This window comes from Bradyrhizobium sp. 22 (assembly GCF_000482425.1).
GTDB classification, from domain to species: Bacteria; Pseudomonadota; Alphaproteobacteria; order Rhizobiales; family Xanthobacteraceae; genus Bradyrhizobium; species Bradyrhizobium japonicum_B.
This window is the reverse complement of record NZ_KI519399.1, coordinates 1,079,506-1,096,890: the sequence shown is the minus strand read 5'-3', so window position 1 is coordinate 1,096,890 and position 17,385 is coordinate 1,079,506. Positions and strand designations below refer to the sequence as shown.

General features: G+C 65.6%; 14 protein-coding genes. 12 read left to right on the top strand and 2 right to left on the bottom strand.

All coding sequences use genetic code 11. From position 1 onward, the window contains the following. The first annotated feature begins 219 nt into the window (after positions 1–219). From K410_RS0106430 to K410_RS0106405, 6 genes are all read left to right on the top strand, one after another. A complete protein-coding gene (locus K410_RS0106430) occupies positions 220–1,770 on the top strand; it encodes an ABC transporter substrate-binding protein (protein WP_028134080.1) in 1,551 nt (516 codons plus the stop codon). Between the two features lie 185 nt (positions 1,771–1,955). Then, entirely contained in the window at positions 1,956–2,927 is a 972-nt protein-coding gene (locus K410_RS0106425) for an ABC transporter permease (protein ID WP_028134079.1), read from the top strand. Then, on the top strand, positions 2,924–3,763 hold the full coding sequence (locus K410_RS0106420; protein ID WP_028134078.1) for an ABC transporter permease: 840 nt from the start codon (positions 2,924–2,926) through the stop codon (positions 3,761–3,763). The genes K410_RS0106425 and K410_RS0106420 overlap by 4 nt, the downstream gene beginning before the upstream one ends. Before the next feature lie 2 nt (positions 3,764–3,765). After that, entirely contained in the window at positions 3,766–5,385 is a 1,620-nt protein-coding gene (locus K410_RS0106415) for an ABC transporter ATP-binding protein (protein WP_028134077.1), read from the top strand. A 365-nt stretch (positions 5,386–5,750) separates the two neighbouring features. Then, positions 5,751–5,924: a hypothetical protein gene (locus K410_RS40250; RefSeq protein ID WP_196235994.1), complete on the top strand. Its 174-nt coding sequence runs from the start codon at positions 5,751–5,753 to the stop codon at positions 5,922–5,924. Next, positions 5,921–6,130, top strand: a complete 210-nt coding sequence (locus tag K410_RS0106405; protein ID WP_028134076.1) for a hypothetical protein — start codon at positions 5,921–5,923, stop codon at positions 6,128–6,130. The genes K410_RS40250 and K410_RS0106405 overlap by 4 nt, the downstream gene beginning before the upstream one ends. Before the next feature lie 24 nt (positions 6,131–6,154). On the opposite strand, the gene K410_RS0106400 is transcribed toward K410_RS0106405, so the two are convergent. Then, positions 6,155–6,436 carry a hypothetical protein gene (locus tag K410_RS0106400; protein ID WP_028134075.1) on the bottom strand — a complete coding sequence of 94 codons (282 nt, stop codon included), beginning with the start codon at positions 6,434–6,436 and terminating at the stop codon, positions 6,155–6,157. A gap of 182 nt (positions 6,437–6,618) precedes the next feature. On the opposite strand from K410_RS0106400, the gene K410_RS0106395 reads away from it, so the two are divergent. The 4 genes from K410_RS0106395 (at position 6,619) to K410_RS0106380 (ending at position 11,491) form a co-directional block, all read left to right on the top strand. Then, on the top strand, positions 6,619–6,939 hold the full coding sequence (locus tag K410_RS0106395; protein ID WP_028134074.1) for a hypothetical protein: 321 nt from the start codon (positions 6,619–6,621) through the stop codon (positions 6,937–6,939). A gap of 226 nt (positions 6,940–7,165) precedes the next feature. Then, positions 7,166–7,891, top strand: a complete 726-nt coding sequence (locus K410_RS0106390; RefSeq protein ID WP_028134073.1) for an outer membrane protein — start codon at positions 7,166–7,168, stop codon at positions 7,889–7,891. A gap of 167 nt (positions 7,892–8,058) precedes the next feature. Further along, positions 8,059–10,212: a methyl-accepting chemotaxis protein gene (locus K410_RS0106385; protein ID WP_028134072.1), complete on the top strand. Its 2,154-nt coding sequence runs from the start codon at positions 8,059–8,061 to the stop codon at positions 10,210–10,212. 217 nt (positions 10,213–10,429) lie between these two features. Further along, positions 10,430–11,491, top strand: coding sequence for an MBL fold metallo-hydrolase (locus K410_RS0106380; protein ID WP_028134071.1), 1,062 nt, complete (start codon positions 10,430–10,432; stop codon positions 11,489–11,491). A gap of 61 nt (positions 11,492–11,552) precedes the next feature. Here the strand turns inward: K410_RS0106380 and aroQ are convergent, their stop codons facing one another. Next, positions 11,553–11,984 carry a type II 3-dehydroquinate dehydratase gene (gene aroQ, locus K410_RS0106375; protein WP_028134070.1) on the bottom strand — a complete coding sequence of 144 codons (432 nt, stop codon included), beginning with the start codon at positions 11,982–11,984 and terminating at the stop codon, positions 11,553–11,555. A 340-nt stretch (positions 11,985–12,324) separates the two neighbouring features. On the opposite strand from aroQ, the gene hemA reads away from it, so the two are divergent. Both hemA and K410_RS0106365 read left to right on the top strand, forming a co-directional pair. Beyond that, positions 12,325–13,554 (top strand): 5-aminolevulinate synthase, encoded by a 1,230-nt coding sequence (gene hemA / locus K410_RS0106370; protein ID WP_028134069.1) that lies wholly within the window; start codon positions 12,325–12,327, stop codon positions 13,552–13,554. 321 nt (positions 13,555–13,875) lie between these two features. Beyond that, on the top strand, positions 13,876–17,385 hold the full coding sequence (locus K410_RS0106365) for a PAS domain-containing hybrid sensor histidine kinase/response regulator (protein WP_028134068.1): 3,510 nt from the start codon (positions 13,876–13,878) through the stop codon (positions 17,383–17,385).

Genomic DNA, 17,385 nt, shown 5'->3' with positions numbered 1-17,385 from the left:
CTGAAGCCTCCTGATTGCTCCGCGCGCGACGGCCTGCGGGGAAAACAGGACGCGCTGTACATTTTTTGTGCTGATGCTGTCGAGACTTTCATCTTGCGGCGCCGAACGAGACTGTGTGAGCCTCGATATCGGATGGGGACTGGGACGGACTGGTCGTAGCTTTGCGCGCGAGCACGTTGCGAAGCGCTTTCGGCTGGCCTCGCTTGAGAAAGTTACGACATGCCGAAACGAGTGTTGCTTGGTCTTCTCCTGGCTTGCGGCTTTACGGCCCCTGCATTGGCGCAAGAGCCGAAAACGGGGGGCGTGATCAATGCCGTGATCCAGCCCGAGCCGCCCGGCCTGATGCTGGCACTGGTCCAGAACGGTCCGACCCAGATGGTGTCGGGCAACATCTTCGAGGGGCTGCTGCGCTACAGCCCCAAGCTCGAGCCCCAACCCGAACTCGCCGAAAGCTGGAGCGTCAGCGAGGACGCCAAGACCTACACCTTCAAACTGAGAAAGGGCGTGACCTGGCACGACGGCAAGCCCTTCACCGCCGCGGACGTCCTGTTCTCGATCGAGATGCTGAAGCAGACGCATGCGCGCGCCCGCACCAATCTGGCGCAGGTCGACAAGGTCGAGGCACCCGACGCCCATACGGTGGTGTTCACGCTGAAGCAGCCGTTCGGCCCGTTCCTCGGCATCTTCGAGGTCGGCTCGATGCCGATGGTGCCGAAGCATCTCTATGACGGCACCGACTTCAAGACCAATCCCTACAACAACGCGCCCATCGGCACCGGCCCTTTCATGTTCAAGGAATGGCAGAAGGGATCGTTCATCCGCCTGGTCAAGAACCCGAACTATTACGAGAAGGGCAAGCCCTATCTCGACGAGATCTACTGGCAGATCATTCCCGACGCCGCGGCGCGCTCGGTGGCATATGAGACCGGCAAGGTCGACGTGCTGCCCGGCGGCTCGGTCGAAAATTTCGACGTGCCGCGGCTGTCCAAGCTGAAGGACACCTGCGTCACCGGCGCCGGCTGGGAGTTCTTCTCGCCGCTGGCCTGGCTGTGGCTGAACAACCGCCAGGGTCCGCTCGCGGACAAGCGGGTCCGCCAGGCCGTCATGTATGCGATCGACCGCGATTTCGCCAAGGACGTGATCTGGAACGGGCTCGGCAAGGTCGCGACCGGCCCCTCCGCTTCGACCATCAAATATTACACCGACGACGTGAAGAAGTATCCGTACGATCCGGCCAAGGCCAAGGCGCTGCTGAAGGAGGCCGGCTACAAGGGCGAGAAGATCCGCCTGCTGCCGCTCGCCTATGGCGAGACCTGGCAGCGCTGGGGTGAAGCCGTGAAGCAGAACCTGATGGACGTCGGCATCAACATCGAGACCATCGCCACCGACGTTGCCGGCGGCAACCAGAAGATCGGCGACTGGGACTACGACATCGCCTTCACCTATCTCTATCAGTACGGCGATCCCGCGCTCGGGGTCGGCCGCAACTACATCTCCAGCAACATCGCCAAGGGCCAGGTCTTCAACAACGTCGAGGGCTATTCCAACCCGGAGATCGACAAGCTGTTCGCCGAGGGCGCGGTCGCGACGCCGGATTCCAAGCGCAAGGAGATCTACGAGAAGGCGCAGAAGATCCTGGTCGAGGACGTGCCGGTGGCCTGGATGCTCGAGCTGCAATTCCCGACCATCACCCGCTGCAAGGTCAAGAACCTGATCACGACGGGGATCGGGGTCAATGACGGCTTCAAGGACGCATGGCTCGACAAGTGACGGCGGTGCCCACCTCTCCCGAAGGGAGAGGTCGGGTCGCATCGTCAGATGCGGTTCGGGTGAGGGGTTGCACTCCCTCGTGGGACCTGATCCCCCTCACCCGCGCCTTCGGCGCGACCTCTCCCCGTCGGGGAGAGGTGTCGCGTGCAGCACGACCGCTTCAACCAACTAGCTCGCAAACCTAAATGCTCTCCTTCATCTCCCAGCGTGTCCTCAAGGGCGTGATCGTCCTGCTCGCGATCGTCGTCCTCAATTTCTTCCTGATCCGGCTCGCGCCCGGCGACCCCGCGATCGTGATGGCGGGCGAGGCCGGCGCCAGCGATCAGGTCTTCGTCAAGCAGCTCCGGGAAAAGTTCGGCCTCGACAAGCCGCTGCCGGAGCAGCTCTTCATCTACGTCAAGGGCGTGGTCAGCCTCGACCTCGGCTTCTCCTTCCGCCAGCAGGCGCCGGTGGCAAAGCTGATCGGCGAGCGGCTGCCGGCGACGCTGCTGCTGACGCTGACCGCGTTTGCGATTTCGCTGATGCTCGGCATCCTCTTCGGCACCTTCGCCGCGCGCTTCGCCGGAACCTTCCTCGACACCGCCATCACGGTCTTTGCGCTGGTCTTCTACGCCATGCCCATCTTCTGGGTGGCGCTGATGGGCATCCTGCTGTTCTCGGTCACCATGGATTGGCTGCCGAGCTTCGGTTACGAGACGGTCGGCGCCAACCTCACCGGCTTTTCCCACGTGGTCGACGTCGCAAAGCACCTGATCATGCCGGCGATGACGCTCGGTCTGTTCTTCATGGCGACCTACACCCGCATGACGCGCGCTTCGATGCTGGAAGTGAAGCGGCTCGATTTCGTCAAGACGGCGCGCGCCAAGGGCCTTTCGGATGCCGTGATCCAGCGCCGCCACGTGCTGCGCAATGCGCTGCTGCCGGTCGTGACGCTCGCCGGCGTGCATTCCGGCACGCTGATCGGCGGCGCCGTCATCACCGAGACCGTGTTCGCCTGGCCCGGCATCGGGCGGCTGATGTACGACGCCCTGCTCCAGCGCGACTACAATCTGCTGCTCGGCGTGTTCGTGATCTGCTCCGCCATGGTGCTGATCTTCAACCTCATCACCGACCTCGTCTATCGCCTGGTCGATCCGCGCATTGAATTCGCCTCATGAGACAGTTCTGGAAATCGATGTTCAAGAGCCCGAGCGGCGTCGTCGGTCTGATCATCCTCCTGCTCGCGATCTCGGTCGCATTGTTCGGGCCGATGCTGTTTCCAAACTCGCCCTGGCGCATGGTGCAGCGGCCGTTCCTGCCGCCCTTCACGCTCGGCGCCGTGCCGCTCGGCACCGACGCGCTCGGCCGCGATGTCTTTGCCGGCATGATCTTCGGCGCGCGGGTCTCGCTGCTGGTCGGTCTCGTCTCGACGCTGGTCGCGCTGGTCGTCGGCATTCCCATCGGCGCGATGGCCGGCTATTTCGGCGGCAGGGTCGACGACGCCCTGATGCGCTTCACCGAATTCTTCCAGACCATCCCGAGCTTCGCGCTCGCGATCGTGCTGGTCGCGATCCTGCAGCCTTCGATCTACTCGATCGTGACGTCGATCGCGCTGGTGAGCTGGCCGCCGGTCGCACGCCTGGTGCGCGGCGAGGTGCTGTCGCTGCGCACGCGCGAATATGTCCAGGCGGCTATCGTCACCGGACAAAGCAACAGCTGGATCATCCTGCGCGAGATCCTGCCCAACGCGCTGTCGCCGGTGATCGTGCTGGCCTCGCTGATGGTGGCGACCGCGATCCTGCTGGAATCCTCGCTGTCCTTCCTCGGCCTCGGCGATCCCAATCTGATCTCCTGGGGCTACATGGTCGGCGCCGGCCGCACCGTGATCCGCCAGGCGTGGTGGATCACCGTGTTTCCCGGTATCGCCATCCTGATCTCCGTGCTCGGGCTGAACCTGATCGGCGAAGGTCTCAACGACGCGCTCAATCCGCGCCTGTCGCGGGAGGGACGCTGATGATGATCGCCCCGCCTGCCGTCTCCATCAGGAACTTGCGGATCGCGCTGCCGAAGGGTGCCGAGCGGCCCTTCGCGGTCGATGGCGTCTCGCTGGACCTGCACCCCGGCAAGATCGTCTGCGTCGTCGGCGAGTCCGGCTCCGGCAAGTCGATGTGCGCGCATGCGCTGATGGGCCTGTTGCCCGATACGGTGTCCGTCGCCGCTGGCGAAATCCAGTTCGAAGGCCGCGACCTGCTCAAGCTCGATGACGCCGGCTGGCGCGACCTGCGCGGCCGCCGGCTGGCGATGATCTTTCAGGAGCCGATGACCGCGCTCAATCCCTTGATGCGGATCGGCGACCAGATGGCGGAGATGTTCGAGGCGCACGGCCTGCTGACGCCAAGGGAGCGGCGCGCCAAGGCGCTGTCGCTGGCGCGCGAGGTCGGCCTGCCCGATCCTGAAAGGATCGTGCGCGCCTATCCGCACCAGCTCTCCGGCGGCCAGCGCCAGCGCGCCATGATCGCGATGGCGCTGGCGCTCGAGCCTGCGGTGCTGGTTGCGGACGAGCCGACCACCGCGCTCGACGTCACCACGCAGGCGCAGATCCTCAAGCTGATCCGCAACCTCCAACGCAGCCGCAACATGGCCGTGATGTTCATCACGCACGATTTCGGCGTGGTCGCCGACATCGCCGACCAGGTCGTGGTACTCCGCCATGGCAAGGTCGTGGAGGAAGGCTCGGCCTCTGCCGTCTTCAACGCGCCGCAGCACGACTACACCAAGGCGCTGCTCGCCGCCGTCCCCTCGATCGATCCCCCGGCGCGCAAGTCCCTCGACGAACGGGCCAGGGCGGTCGAGGTGATCGGTCTGGACAAGACCTATGTCACCTCGGGCGGCTGGTTTCGCGAGGACCGCCGCGTCGATGCCGCGCGTGCGGTCAATTTCAGCATCCTCAAGGGCGAGACGCTCGGCCTCGTCGGCGAATCCGGCTCCGGAAAATCATCGGTGGCGCGTCTCGTGATGCGGCTGATCGAGGCCGACCGCGGCACGGTGCGGATCGGCGATACCGATCTCACCTCCCTCTCCGGCAAGGCGCTGCGCGCCGAGCGCCATCGCATCCAGATGATCTTCCAGGATCCGTTCGCCTCGCTCAATCCGCGCCGCAAGATCGGCCACATCATCGCCGCCGGCCCGATCGCGGCCGGCATCGATGCGAAGATCGCCTTCGATCGGGCCCGCGACCTGCTCAAGATGGTCGGTCTCGATGCCGGCGCGCTCGAACGCTATCCTCACGAATTCTCCGGAGGCCAGCGCCAACGTATCGGCATCGCGCGCGCGCTGGCGCTCGAGCCGGAGATCATCGTCGCGGACGAAGCCGTCTCCGCGCTCGACGTCTCCGTACAGGCGCAGGTCTTGAAGCTGCTCGAAGACCTCAAGGCGCGCCTCGGTCTCTCCATGCTGTTCATCACCCACGATCTACGCGTCGCCGCCCAAATCTGCGACCGCATCGCGGTGATGCAGCGCGGCGCCATCGTCGAGCTGAAGCCGACCGCGCAATTGTTCGCCGCGCCGGAGCATGCCTATACGCGCGAGTTGCTGGCTGCGGTGCCGGGACGGAAGGAGCCTGCGCCGGCGGCGTGAAGCGTGACTGCATCGGATCACCAAACCTCGCGTTGGTTCCAAAAACTTGCATGCCCGAAGGTGAAACATATTCAAGCTAGCGGCATTTGCTTTCCGGAATGATCCTTGCTGATGAAGGCAAGGAGCAAAGCTGACACCGGCTTCGCGCGCTGGCCCGAAGAGCCTTGCAAGCGAATACAGGTGGTGAGCGGCTTCTCGACCTGCGCATGAACGGCGCTGGAGGTATCGAGATGCCCGGGTGCGCTCACACGTATTTTATTCCGTCGTGATCAGCCGCGCCGCTTCAAAGGCGAAGCCGGCACCATAGATCACAATGGAATGATTTTCGTCATCTGATGACAGATACCAGTTGATACGGAGCCAATATGGGCGAAGTTGTTCGATTTGTCTCGAAGTCCGAGCGTGAGCGGATGCGTCTCATCCAGGAGGCGCGCGCCATCTACGACAGCATCTTCCCTTCGGCCGATCCGGCCGGCGAAGGTCAGGATAAGGTGCCGCCCGGCCGGGCGTTCGTCGGCGACGGGAGCACCGGATCGTGATCAAGATCATCGCGGTGCTTTGCAGTCTCGCTTCTCCGAACAATTGCTACGAGCAAACCGTCACCACCTCGGATCTTGCCGAGGTCTCGGTGCAATCCTGCCTGATGGGCGCGCCGCAGCTCGCCGACTGGATGAACCAGCATCCGACCGAGCGGCTGGCCGCATGGCGCTGCGTGATCGGGCAACAGGTTCGCCGCGGAATCTAGCTATTCAAGCTGATCGGCATCGCTCTATCGGGTGGTGTTGCTCCAGGTCGGAACGGAATTGGTCACGCCGACCGACGGCCAATTGTAGGATCCGATCGACGGCGCCGTGACGGTGCCGACCGACGCTCCGGACGAGCCGTACGCTTTCGGCTGCGCGGCCGGCGACGCGCCGCCTCCATAGTTCGGGGCCACCACGCCGGCACTGTAAGGTCTGCCCGCGCGCTGCTTCTTCGCCTCGGCCGCGACCGGCGCGAGCAGAAGTCCGGCCCCGATGACGACGGCAATGGCGAATTTGAAGCCCATCATGGCTGATCTCTCCGAAGCTGGCGCCCTTGTCGCCATGTGTCCATTCAGCGGACGATGTCCAGGGCCGTCCCGTTCATAACTCCGTGCGCGGGGGAAGGTGCCGGGCGCGAACGCTCCGCCTTCGGATGGACCCGAATCAGCGTTAGTGCATTGGCCTCACGCGACTCGCGGATTGAGGCGACATGACCGGCCCTGAACTGAAGCAACTCCGCGCCGACCTCTCCGACGCCCTCGAGCGAAAGCTCACCGCGCTCGACATGGCAAAGCTCTGCGGATTGCCGGAGAAGGGCGGCGCCGACACCATCCGGCGCTGGGAGGTGAGCGGCCCGACGCCCTCGGCGACCAAGGTGCTGCGCGTGCTCGCGATGGCGAGCGAGCGCTATCCGATCCTGGAGAAGTTCGACATCTTCGATCGCCACGACGTGCGCGAGGAGGACCGACCGGCAAAGCGCGCGGCGTTCCGCCAGCAGATGCGGGACGAGGCGCGCCGGCGGCTCGGTTAACGAAGTGCGCCTGGAGGTTACCGAGACGCTGCGGCGTTAAACCTTCCTTCAGCATTTCTTAAGCCCGCATTAAGCACGAAAATCATTTGCAGCCCAATAGGTTGGGTTGAGTGCCGCTGTGCCATGCATGTGACAGCATTTTCATCAAAAGCGAGCTATCTGCAGAACCAACGCCGGCGCGGACAGCGCGCCTGCCCGGGGACATTGAGTGCTGGAGTTCAAGACGATGAAAAAGATTCTATTTGCGACCGTTGCGCTGCTCGCGATGGGCGCGGCTGCACCGGCCGTCGGCGCCGATCTCGGCAACCGCAACTATTACAAGTCGCCCGCGCCGGCCTATGCCGCGCCGATCTACAACTGGACCGGTTTCTATATCGGTGGCCATGTCGGCGGCGCGTTCTCCAGCGACAACAATTTCAGCGGCCTCTCCACCGGCAACAACGGCAACGGCCGTTTCCTCGGCGGCGTGCAGGTCGGTGCGGACTGGCAGTTCCACCCGAACGTCGTGGTCGGCGTCGAGGGCCAGTATTCCTGGCTCTCCGGCAGCGTCGGCGCCGTGTTTCCGGGCGGCATCGCCTACACCAACGACCAGCGCGGTCTCGGCTCGATCACCGGCCGCATCGGCTACACCTGGGGTCCCGGCCTCGTCTACGTGAAGGGCGGCTACGCCTATTCGGACAATAACGAGAGGGTGACCGTCGGCGGCGTGCCGGCCGCCTTCGTCATCACGGGCGATCACCGCAACGGCTACACCGTCGGTGCCGGCCTCGAATACATGTTCGCCCCGAACTGGTCGGCCAAGGCCGAGTACCAGTATTACAATTTCGGCGACGCGAGCTTCACCGCGGGTCCGCTCGTCGGCACCGGCAGCTTCACCACCGACGACCACACCATCAAGGCGGGCGTCAACTACCGCTTCAACTGGGCAGGCCCGGCCGCCGCGCGCTACTGATCGGTTACCGCAACTTTAACAGGACGAAGGGCCGGCGCTGTCGCCGGCCCTTGTTTTTTCGCCCTGCGGAACAGACGCAACCGTTTGCGGATATTGCGATTTTTTTAACCCGGCCGTGCCGATACTGCCGGCCACAAAGAGAAGCAAGAACGCTGGGGGAATTTTCGATGGCTATCCGTCTGGGCCTTGGCCCTTTGCTTGGTCGATTCAAGCCGCGATTCAAGATGCCGACATGGGGCGTGCGCGGCAGCCTGTTCGCGGCGTTCGCCGTGATCGCGGGCATGGGCCTCGTGATCGCGGCCGGCGCCGGCCTGGCGCTGCAGAATCTCGGCGGACGCATGACCGAGCTGAGCGGACGGGACATTCCGCGCCTGACCGCCAGCCTGCAATTGTCGGCGCTGAGCGCGAGCCTTGCGGCGCAGGGACCGGCCCTGCTCGCGGCGCAAAGCGAGGAAGCCCTCAACGAGCGCACCAAGAAGCTCAAGGAATTGCAGGAGCAGACGCAGCAGAAGCTCACCGAGATTATCCAGCTCGGCGGCGACAAGTCCGTCGTCTCCGGACTGAGCGAGACGATGAAGAGCATCAACGAGGCGGCGCAGAGCCTCGCCAAGGCCGCCCGCGAGCGGCTGGATATCGCCGCCCTTCACGACAAGCAATATGACGCGCTGCGCAGCGCGCAGGGCGCCTTCGTCGGCGCGGCCAGCCCGGCGATGCTCGACGCGCAGACCCGGGTCAACGCCATTCTCGGCTCGGCCGACCTGTCCGCTGCGGATGCAAGCGAGGCCGCGCAGACCGTCGGTCAGCTCGGCAACGTCGTCGCCAGCGGCAATCTCGCGGCCGCCGACATGAGCGCGGCGCTGTCGGCCAACAGCAGCGACAAGCTCGACGACATCCAGAAGGAATTCAAAACGGCGCAGGGCCGCCTGCGATCCAACCTCGACCTGCTGCCGGACAACCAGGGCAACAAGATGCTGCGCGAGACGGCCGAGAAGCTGCTCGCGCTCGGCACCGGCAAGACCGGCGTGTTCAATCTGCGTGAGAAGGAGCTCGACTCCATCGACTACGGCCAGACCATCCTGGACGAGACCCGCAAGCTCAATGTCGGCCTCGGCATCAGCGTGCAGCAGCTCGTCGACGGCGTGCAGAAGGAGACCAACGCCTCGACCTCCCAGGCGCAGCAGGAGACCTCGCTCGCGACGTCCGTGATGCTGGCGCTCGGCGCCTTGATGCTGGTCGGCTCGGCGCTGTTCGTCTGGCTCTATGTCGGCCGCAACATCCTGCGCCGGATCACCGGCCTGCAGCGCGCCATGCAGCTGCTCTCGGCCGGCGATCTCGACACCGAGATCGCGCGCGCCAAGCACAAGGACGAGATCGGCGCGATGAACGACACGTTGACCGTGTTCCGCGACAGCATGATCGAAGCCCGGGCGCTCTCCGCCGAGCAGGACAAGGACCGCATCGCCAAGGCCGAGCGGGCCGAGCGCATGGAGGCGAAGATCGCCGAATTCGAGAACACGGTGCGCACCGCGCTCGACAATTTGGCGCAATCGGCCAATTCGATGCAGTCGACCGCGCAGAGCATGTCGACCACCGCCGACCAGTCCAACGCGCTGGTCAACGCGGTCGCCTCCGCCGCCGAGGAGACCTCCGTCAACGTGCAGACCGTCTCGTCGGGCACCGAGCAGCTGTCGTCCTCGATCGAGGAAATCAGCAAGCAGGTCGTGACCTCGGCCGCGATCGCCAAGAAGGCCGTCGACGAGGCCGGCGCGACCGACGCCACGGTGCAGAGCCTCGCCGACAGCGCGAGCCGCATCAGCGTCGTGGTCGATCTGATCCAGACCATCGCCTCACAGACCAATCTGCTGGCGCTCAACGCCACCATCGAGGCGGCGCGTGCCGGCGAGGCCGGCCGCGGCTTCGCCGTGGTCGCCTCCGAGGTGAAGAGCCTCGCGAGTCAGACCGCCAAGGCAACGGAGGAGATCCGCACCCAGATCGCCAGCATGCAGGACATCACGACGTCGGCGGTCGGCGCCATCCAGGGCATCGGCCGGATCATCGGCGAGATCGACAACGTGACCACGACGATCGCGGCCGCGGTCGAGGAGCAGGGCGCCGCCACCCGCGAGATCGCGCGCAACATCCAGCATGCGGCCGGCGGCACCAGCGAGGTCTCCAGCAACATCGTCGGCGTCTCCACCGCCTCCGCCGAAGCCGGCGCCGCCGCAAGCGAAGTGCTGGGCGCCTCCGACGCGCTGCGCCGCGAAGCCGACATGCTGCGCGGAGAGATCGACGCGTTCCTCAACAACATGCGGGCGGCCTGATCGTCATTCCGGGGCGCCTCGCAGAGGCGAACCCGGAATCTCGCGCAACAATCTCCAGATTCCGGGTTCGCGCTCCGCGCGCCCCGGAATGACGACTTTTTCTTTGCCGCCACGACCGGGACACGGAAAAACGCCGCCCGGTATGACCGCCATGCAGAGACCACGGCTCGCCCTTTTTCGGCTGGCGCCCCGCCCGCGCTGGGTTTAAGCGGATAGGATGAGCTCGAAAACCGACACCGCGCCGTCCTCGGCCGAGGCGCTGCGCTATCCTTGGGACCAGCATCCCGGCCACGACGAGATCGTCGAAGTCAGGCCCGGCGTGTTGTGGGCCCGGCTGAAGCTGCCGTTCCGCCTCAACCACGTGAACATCTACCTGCTCGCCGACGGCGACGGCTATGCGATGGTGGATACCGGATTCGGCAACGAGGAGACGATCGAGGCCTGGACCAAGCTGTTCGACGGACCGCTGAAGGGCGTCACCGTCACCCGCCTGATCGTCACCCACTCCCATCCCGACCACGTCGGCCTCGCCGGCTGGGTGGTCGAGCGGTTCAACTGCCCGCTGGTGATGTCGCAGGTCGAGTATCTGCAATCGGTCTATCACCAGAACCGCGGCACCGCGGAGCGGCAGGAAGCGCAGCGGCTGTTCTTCCGCCGCCACGGAATGGACGAGTCGCTGACCGAGAAGCTGCTGGGCCGCGGCCAGGATTATCTCAAGCGCGTCTCGGTGCTGCCGCCCTCCTACCGCCGCATCTCCCATGGCGACGACGTCGTGATCGGCACGCGCCGCTTCAAGGTGATCACCGGCGGCGGCCATGCGCTCGACCAGGTCATGCTGTATTGCGCCGACGACAAGCTGTTCCTCTCCGCCGACCAGGTGCTGAGCAGGATCTCGCCCAATGTCAGCGTCTGGGCGGTCGAGCCCGACCAGAACTCGCTCGGCGAATATCTGGCCTCGCTCGCCAGCCTCACCACGACGCTGCCCTATGACGTGCTGGTGCTGCCCGGCCACGGCGTGCCGTTCTACGGATTGAAGACCCGCATCAAGCAGCTCGCTGACCACCATGAGGAGCGCTGCCGGCTGATCGCGGAAGCCTGCCGCGAGGTGCCGCAGACCTCGCGCGCCCTGGTGCCCGTGGTGTTCAACAAGCATGTGCTCGACGAGCACCAGATGGGATTTGCCGCCGGCGAGTTGGTCGCCCACGTCAATTACATGATCGTCGAGGGCCGGCTGACCGCGGAGACGAAGGACGGCGTGCTGCAGTTTCGGACGACGTGAGACATTCCTTCACCTCGCCCCGCAAGCGGGGCGAGGGAGCACACCGTCACGGCAGCAATACTCACTTCATATTCGCGATCGCGTGCAGCGCCGCGATGTAGCCGAACGGGCCCAGGCCGCAGATCACGCCGGTCGCCACGAACGAGATCCTGGAGTGGCGGTGATATTCGTCGCGGGCGTGGATGTTGGAGATGTGGACTTCCAGCACCGGGCCCTCGAACGTCTTGATCGCGTCCATGATGGCGACCGAGGTGAAGGAGAAGCCGGCCGGATTGATGACGATGGCGTCGGCATCCTGCCGCGCCGACTGGATCAGGTCGACGAGCACGCCTTCATGGTTGGACTGGTGGAAGGCCAGCTCGAGGCCGAGCTTGGCGGCGGCGTCCTCGCAGCTCGCGTTGATCTCCGCGAGCGTCGTCGTGCCATAGATATGCGGCTCGCGGATGCCGAGCATATTGAGGTTGGGGCCGTTGAGGATCATGACACGTTTCATCGGGCGTCCTTTCGCATGAGCTTGGCGGGCACCGACCCGCGCCCGGACGAGAACAAGACGACGAGATCGGCGCGACCAGCTCGGCCATCATGGACGCAGGGCGCCCCATGGACAAAATGTCCAAGCCGGCTGCAGCGGTCTGCGGCTTTCGCGGGAGCCGCCATCCGCGGCGGCGGGACGCGTTAGGCGTTTGATCCACATCAACTATCGCCTGCGAGACGACGCTATCAATATACCCGCGCGCCTCGCACCAAATGTGTGCTGGCGCATAGACATTGGAGCTGGAAAAGCTCTAAAAATGGGTGGCCGCCTTGGCCGGGTTCCGTTGCAGGTTTTGCCGATGGATTACAACCAGTTCTTCGATTCCGCCCTCGATCGTCTCCACGCGGAGCGGCGCTACCGCGTGTTCGCCGACCTCGAGCGCACGGCCGGCCGGTTCCCGCACGCGGTCTGGCACTCGCCCAAGGGCAAGCGCGACGTCGTGATCTGGTGCTCCAACGATTATCTCGGCATGGGCCAGCACCCGAAGGTGGTCGGCGCCATGGTCGAGACCGCCACGCGCGTCGGCACCGGGGCCGGCGGCACCCGCAACATCGCCGGCACCCATCATCCGCTGGTCCAGCTCGAGGCCGAGCTCGCCGATCTCCACGGCAAGGAAGCCGCGCTGCTGTTCACCTCGGGCTATGTCTCGAACCAGACCGGCATTCCGACCATCGCAAAGCTCATTCCGAACTGTCTCATTCTGTCTGACGAGCTCAACCACAATTCGATGATCGAGGGCATCCGCCAGTCGGGCTGCGAGCGGGTCGTATTCCGCCATAACGACGTGGCGCATCTCGAGGAGCTGCTGAAAGCGGCCGACCCGAGCCGTCCGAAGCTGATCGTCTGCGAAAGCCTCTATTCCATGGACGGCGACGTCGCCCCGCTCGCCAAGATCTGCGATCTCGCCGAGAAATACGGCGCGATGACCTATGTCGACGAGGTCCACGCCGTCGGCATGTACGGCCCGCGCGGCGGCGGCATCGCCGAACGTGACGGCGTCATGCACCGCATCGACGTGCTCGAAGGCACTCTCGCCAAGGCGTTCGGCTGCCTCGGCGGCTACATCGCCGCCAACGGCCAGATCATCGATGCCGTGCGCTCCTATGCGCCGGGCTTCATCTTCACCACCGCGCTGCCGCCGGCGATCTGCTCGGCGGCGACCGCCGCGATCAAGCATCTGAAGACCTCGAACTGGGAGCGCGAGCGCCACCAGGACCGCGCCGCCCGCGTCAAGGCGATCCTCAACGCCGCCGGCCTGCCCGTGATGTCGAGCGACACCCACATCGTGCCGCTGTTCGTCGGCGATCCCGAGAAGTGCAAGCAGGCGTCCGACCTCCTGCTCCAGGAGCACGGCATCTACATCCAGCCGATCAACTATCCGACGGTCGCCAAGGGCAGCGAGCGGCTGCGCATCACGCCCTCGCCCTATCACGACGACGGCCTGATTGATCAGCTCGCCGAAGCTCTGCTGCAGGTGTGGGACCGCCTCGACCTGCCGCTGCGCGCCAAGTCGCTCGCGGCGGAGTAGGTCTCCTTTCTTTACCCTCCCCTGGAGGGGGAGGGTCGCGACGCATGTAGCGAAGCGGAATGCATCGCGGGGTGGGGTGACGGTCCCTCCGCGACGAACAGTGCCCGGGTGGAGAGATCACCCTACCCCGCTCGCGCTTCGCGCGATCGACCCTTCCCCTCCAGGGAAGGGTAAGAGCCAACCGCTCGACTTGCACCTTAACGACACCTGCAGTTCCTCCCCCGCCCGGCATTTCGCTGTCGCCTCGCCCCGTCCAACGCGCTAAGTTTGCTGGGAAATGAGCTCGGGCGCGGGCCGCGTCCAGGGAGAAGTGCGCTCACCATGCTGCACGATTGGGGCGTGATCGCCGCCGCCTTCGGCTATATCGGCTTTCTGTTTCTGGTGGCGAGCCATGGCGACCGCCGCTCGCCGGCCGGACGCGGGCGTGCCCCCGGGCTGATCTATCCGCTGTCGCTGGCGATCTATTGCACGTCCTGGACCTTCTTCGGCTCGGTCGGCTTCGCCACCCGCACCTCGACCGACTTCCTCGCCATCTATGTCGGCCCGATCCTGATGATCGGGTTGGGGGCCGGCGTCCTGCGCCGCGTGATCCAGCTGGCGAAGGCCCACAACATCACCTCAATCGCCGACTTCATCGGGGCCCGCTACGGCAAGAGCCAGGCGGTGGCGGCGACCGTCGCCGGAATCGCGATCATCGGCTCGGTGCCCTACATCGCGCTCCAGCTCAAGGCGGTTGCCTCCTCGCTGGAGACGATCCTGACTGAGGACCAGGCCTTCTCCCACATCCCGCTCGTCGGCGACGTGGCGCTGATGGTGACGCTGGCGATGGCGGCGTTCGCGGTGCTATTCGGCACCCGGCAGACCGACGCCACCGAGCACCAGCACGGCCTGATGCTGGCGGTCGCGACCGAATCCATCATCAAGCTGGTCGCCTTCCTCGCCGCCGGCATCTTCGTCACCTTCTGGATGTTCTCGCCGCAGGAGCTGATCGAGCGCGCCATGAAGACGCCGGAGGCGGTGCGCGCCATCAACTACTCGCCCTCCATCGGCAACTTTCTCACCATGACGCTGCTGTCGCTCTGCGCGATCATGCTGCTGCCGCGCCAGTTCCACGTCAGCGTGGTCGAGAACTCCTCCGACGCCGAGGTCGGCCGCGCGCGCTGGCTGTTCCCGCTCTACCTCGTCGCCATCAATCTGTTCGTGATCCCGATTGCGCTTGCCGGCCTCGTCACCTTCCCGTTCGGCGCGGCCGAACCCGACATGTACGTGCTGGCGTTGCCGATGGAGGCCGGCGCGGATCTCCTCAGCGTCGTCGTGTTCGTCGGTGGCCTGTCCGCGGCCACCGCGATGGTGATCGTGGAATGCGTCGCGCTCTCCATCATGGTCTCGAACGACCTCGTGGTGCCCCTGGTGCTGCAGCGGCGGCCCGAGGGGCGCACCGGCGGCGCCGATTTCAGCAACTTCCTGCTGCGCTCGCGGCGGCTCGCGATCTTCGCCATCATGGTGATGGCCTATTTCTACTATCGCGCGCTCGGCAGTACCCAGCTCGCCGCCATCGGCCTGCTCTCCTTTGCCGCCATCGCACAGCTTGCTCCGAGCTTCTTCGGCGGATTGTTGTGGCGGCGCGCCACCGCGCGCGGCGCGATCGGCGGCATGCTGGTCGGCTTCGCGGTGTGGCTCTACACGCTGTTCATGCCGAGCTTCATGGATTCCTCGACCACGGGAATCCTGCTGCTCCAGCACGGCCCGTTCGGCATCGAGGCGCTGCGGCCGCAGGCGCTGTTCGGCGCCGACCTGCCGCCCCTGATGCACGGCGTCATCTGGTCGCTGTCGCTCAACATCCTGACCTATGTGCTGCTGTCGCTGGCGCGAAGGCCCTCGTCGATCGAGCTGTTGCAGGCCGACCTGTTCGTGCCCGATACGCTCGCGCCGATCTCCCCCAGCTTCCGCCGCTGGCGCACCACGGTCACCGTGCAGGACATCCAGACCACGGTGGCGCAATATCTCGGACCCGACCGTGCGCGGCACTCCTTCGAGGCGTTCTCCGCGCGGCGCAATCTGCGGCTCGAGCCGGGAGCTCCTGCCGATTTCGAGCTGTTGCAGCACGCCGAGCACCTGATCGCCTCCTCGATCGGGGCTGCCTCCTCCCGCCTCGTGATGTCGCTGCTGCTGCGCAAGCGCACGGTCTCGGCCAAAGCCGCGCTCAAGCTGCTGGACGATTCGCACGCGGCGCTGCATTTCAACCGCGAGATCCTGCAGACCGCGCTCAACCACGTGCGCCAGGGCATCGCGGTGTTCGATGCCGACCTGCAGCTGATCTGCTCCAACCGGCAGTTCGGCGATCTCCTCAATGTCCCCCCGCACATCGTCCAGTTCGGCACGCCGCTGCGCGAGATCCTGGAATTCATGGACGCGAGCGATCCGGACCGTCAGGCCAACAGCGAGGCGATGATCGAGCAGCGGCTCGCGGCCTACACCACCGACAGCGAGCCGTATCTCGAACGCCTGCCGGAACGCCACATGGTGATCGAGGTGCTCACCAACCGCATGCCGGGCGGCGGCTTCGTCATCACCTTCACCGACGTCACACCCAGTTTCGAGGCGGCCGAAGCGCTCGAGCGCGCCAACGCCACGCTGGAGAAGCGCGTGCGCGACCGCACCGAGGAACTGACGCGGCTGAATTCCGAGCTCGCTTTGGCCAAGAGCGCGGCGGAGGACGCCAGCATCTCCAAGACCCGCTTCCTCGCCGCCGCCAGCCACGACATTCTCCAGCCGCTGAACGCGGCCCGGCTCTATGTCACCAGCCTGGTCGAGCGCCAGCACAACGGCGAGGAGACGCGGCTGGTCGAGAACATCGACGAATCGCTGCAGGCGATCGAGGAGATCCTGGGCGCGCTGCTGGACATCTCCCGGCTGGACGCCGGCGCGATGACGACCTCGATCTCGAGCTTCAAGATGGCCGATCTGATGCGCTCGCTGGAGATCGAGTTCGCACCGATCGCGCGGGCCAAGGGCCTCGAGCTCGTCTTCGTGCCCTGTTCGCTGCCGGTCGAATCGGATCGGCTCCTGCTGCGGCGTCTGCTGCAGAACCTGATCTCGAACGCCATCAAATACACCCCGCGCGGCCGCGTGCTGGTCGGCTGTCGCCGCCAGGGCACTTCGCTCAGGATCTGCGTCTACGACACCGGCGTCGGCATCCCGCCGGTCAAGCGCGGCGAGATCTTCAAGGAGTTCCATCGCCTGGAGCAGGGGGCGCGGATCGCGCGCGGCCTCGGCCTCGGGCTCTCGATCGTCGAACGGCTGGCGCGGGTGCTCAAGCACGGCATCGCCATCGACGGGACTGCAAGCGGCGGCTCGGTGTTCTCCGTGACGGTGCCGACGGCGAAGGCGATCACCCACACCGCCGCCGTGACCAGTGCGACGCCGCTGGCGCACACGCCGATCTCGGGCGCGCTGATCGTCTGCATCGAGAACGACGCGGCGATCCTCGACGGCATGCGGACGCTGCTGAAGGCGTGGGACGCCGAGGTGATCGCGGTCGCCGATCCCGAAGGCGCGATCGCCGCGATCGAAACCGCCGGCCGCCGCGTCACCGGCCTCTTGGTCGACTATCATCTCGATCGCGGCAACGGCATCGCCGCGATCCGCGAGATCCGCCGCCGTTTCGGCGACGGCATCCCCGCGATCCTGATCACGGCCGACCGCAGCCCCGCCGTGCAGGTCGCCGCCCGCGACGAGAAGGTCGCGGTGCTCAACAAGCCGGTGAAGCCGGCCTCGCTCCGCGCCCTGCTCGGCCAGTGGCGCACGCAGCAGATGGTGGCAGCGGAGTGA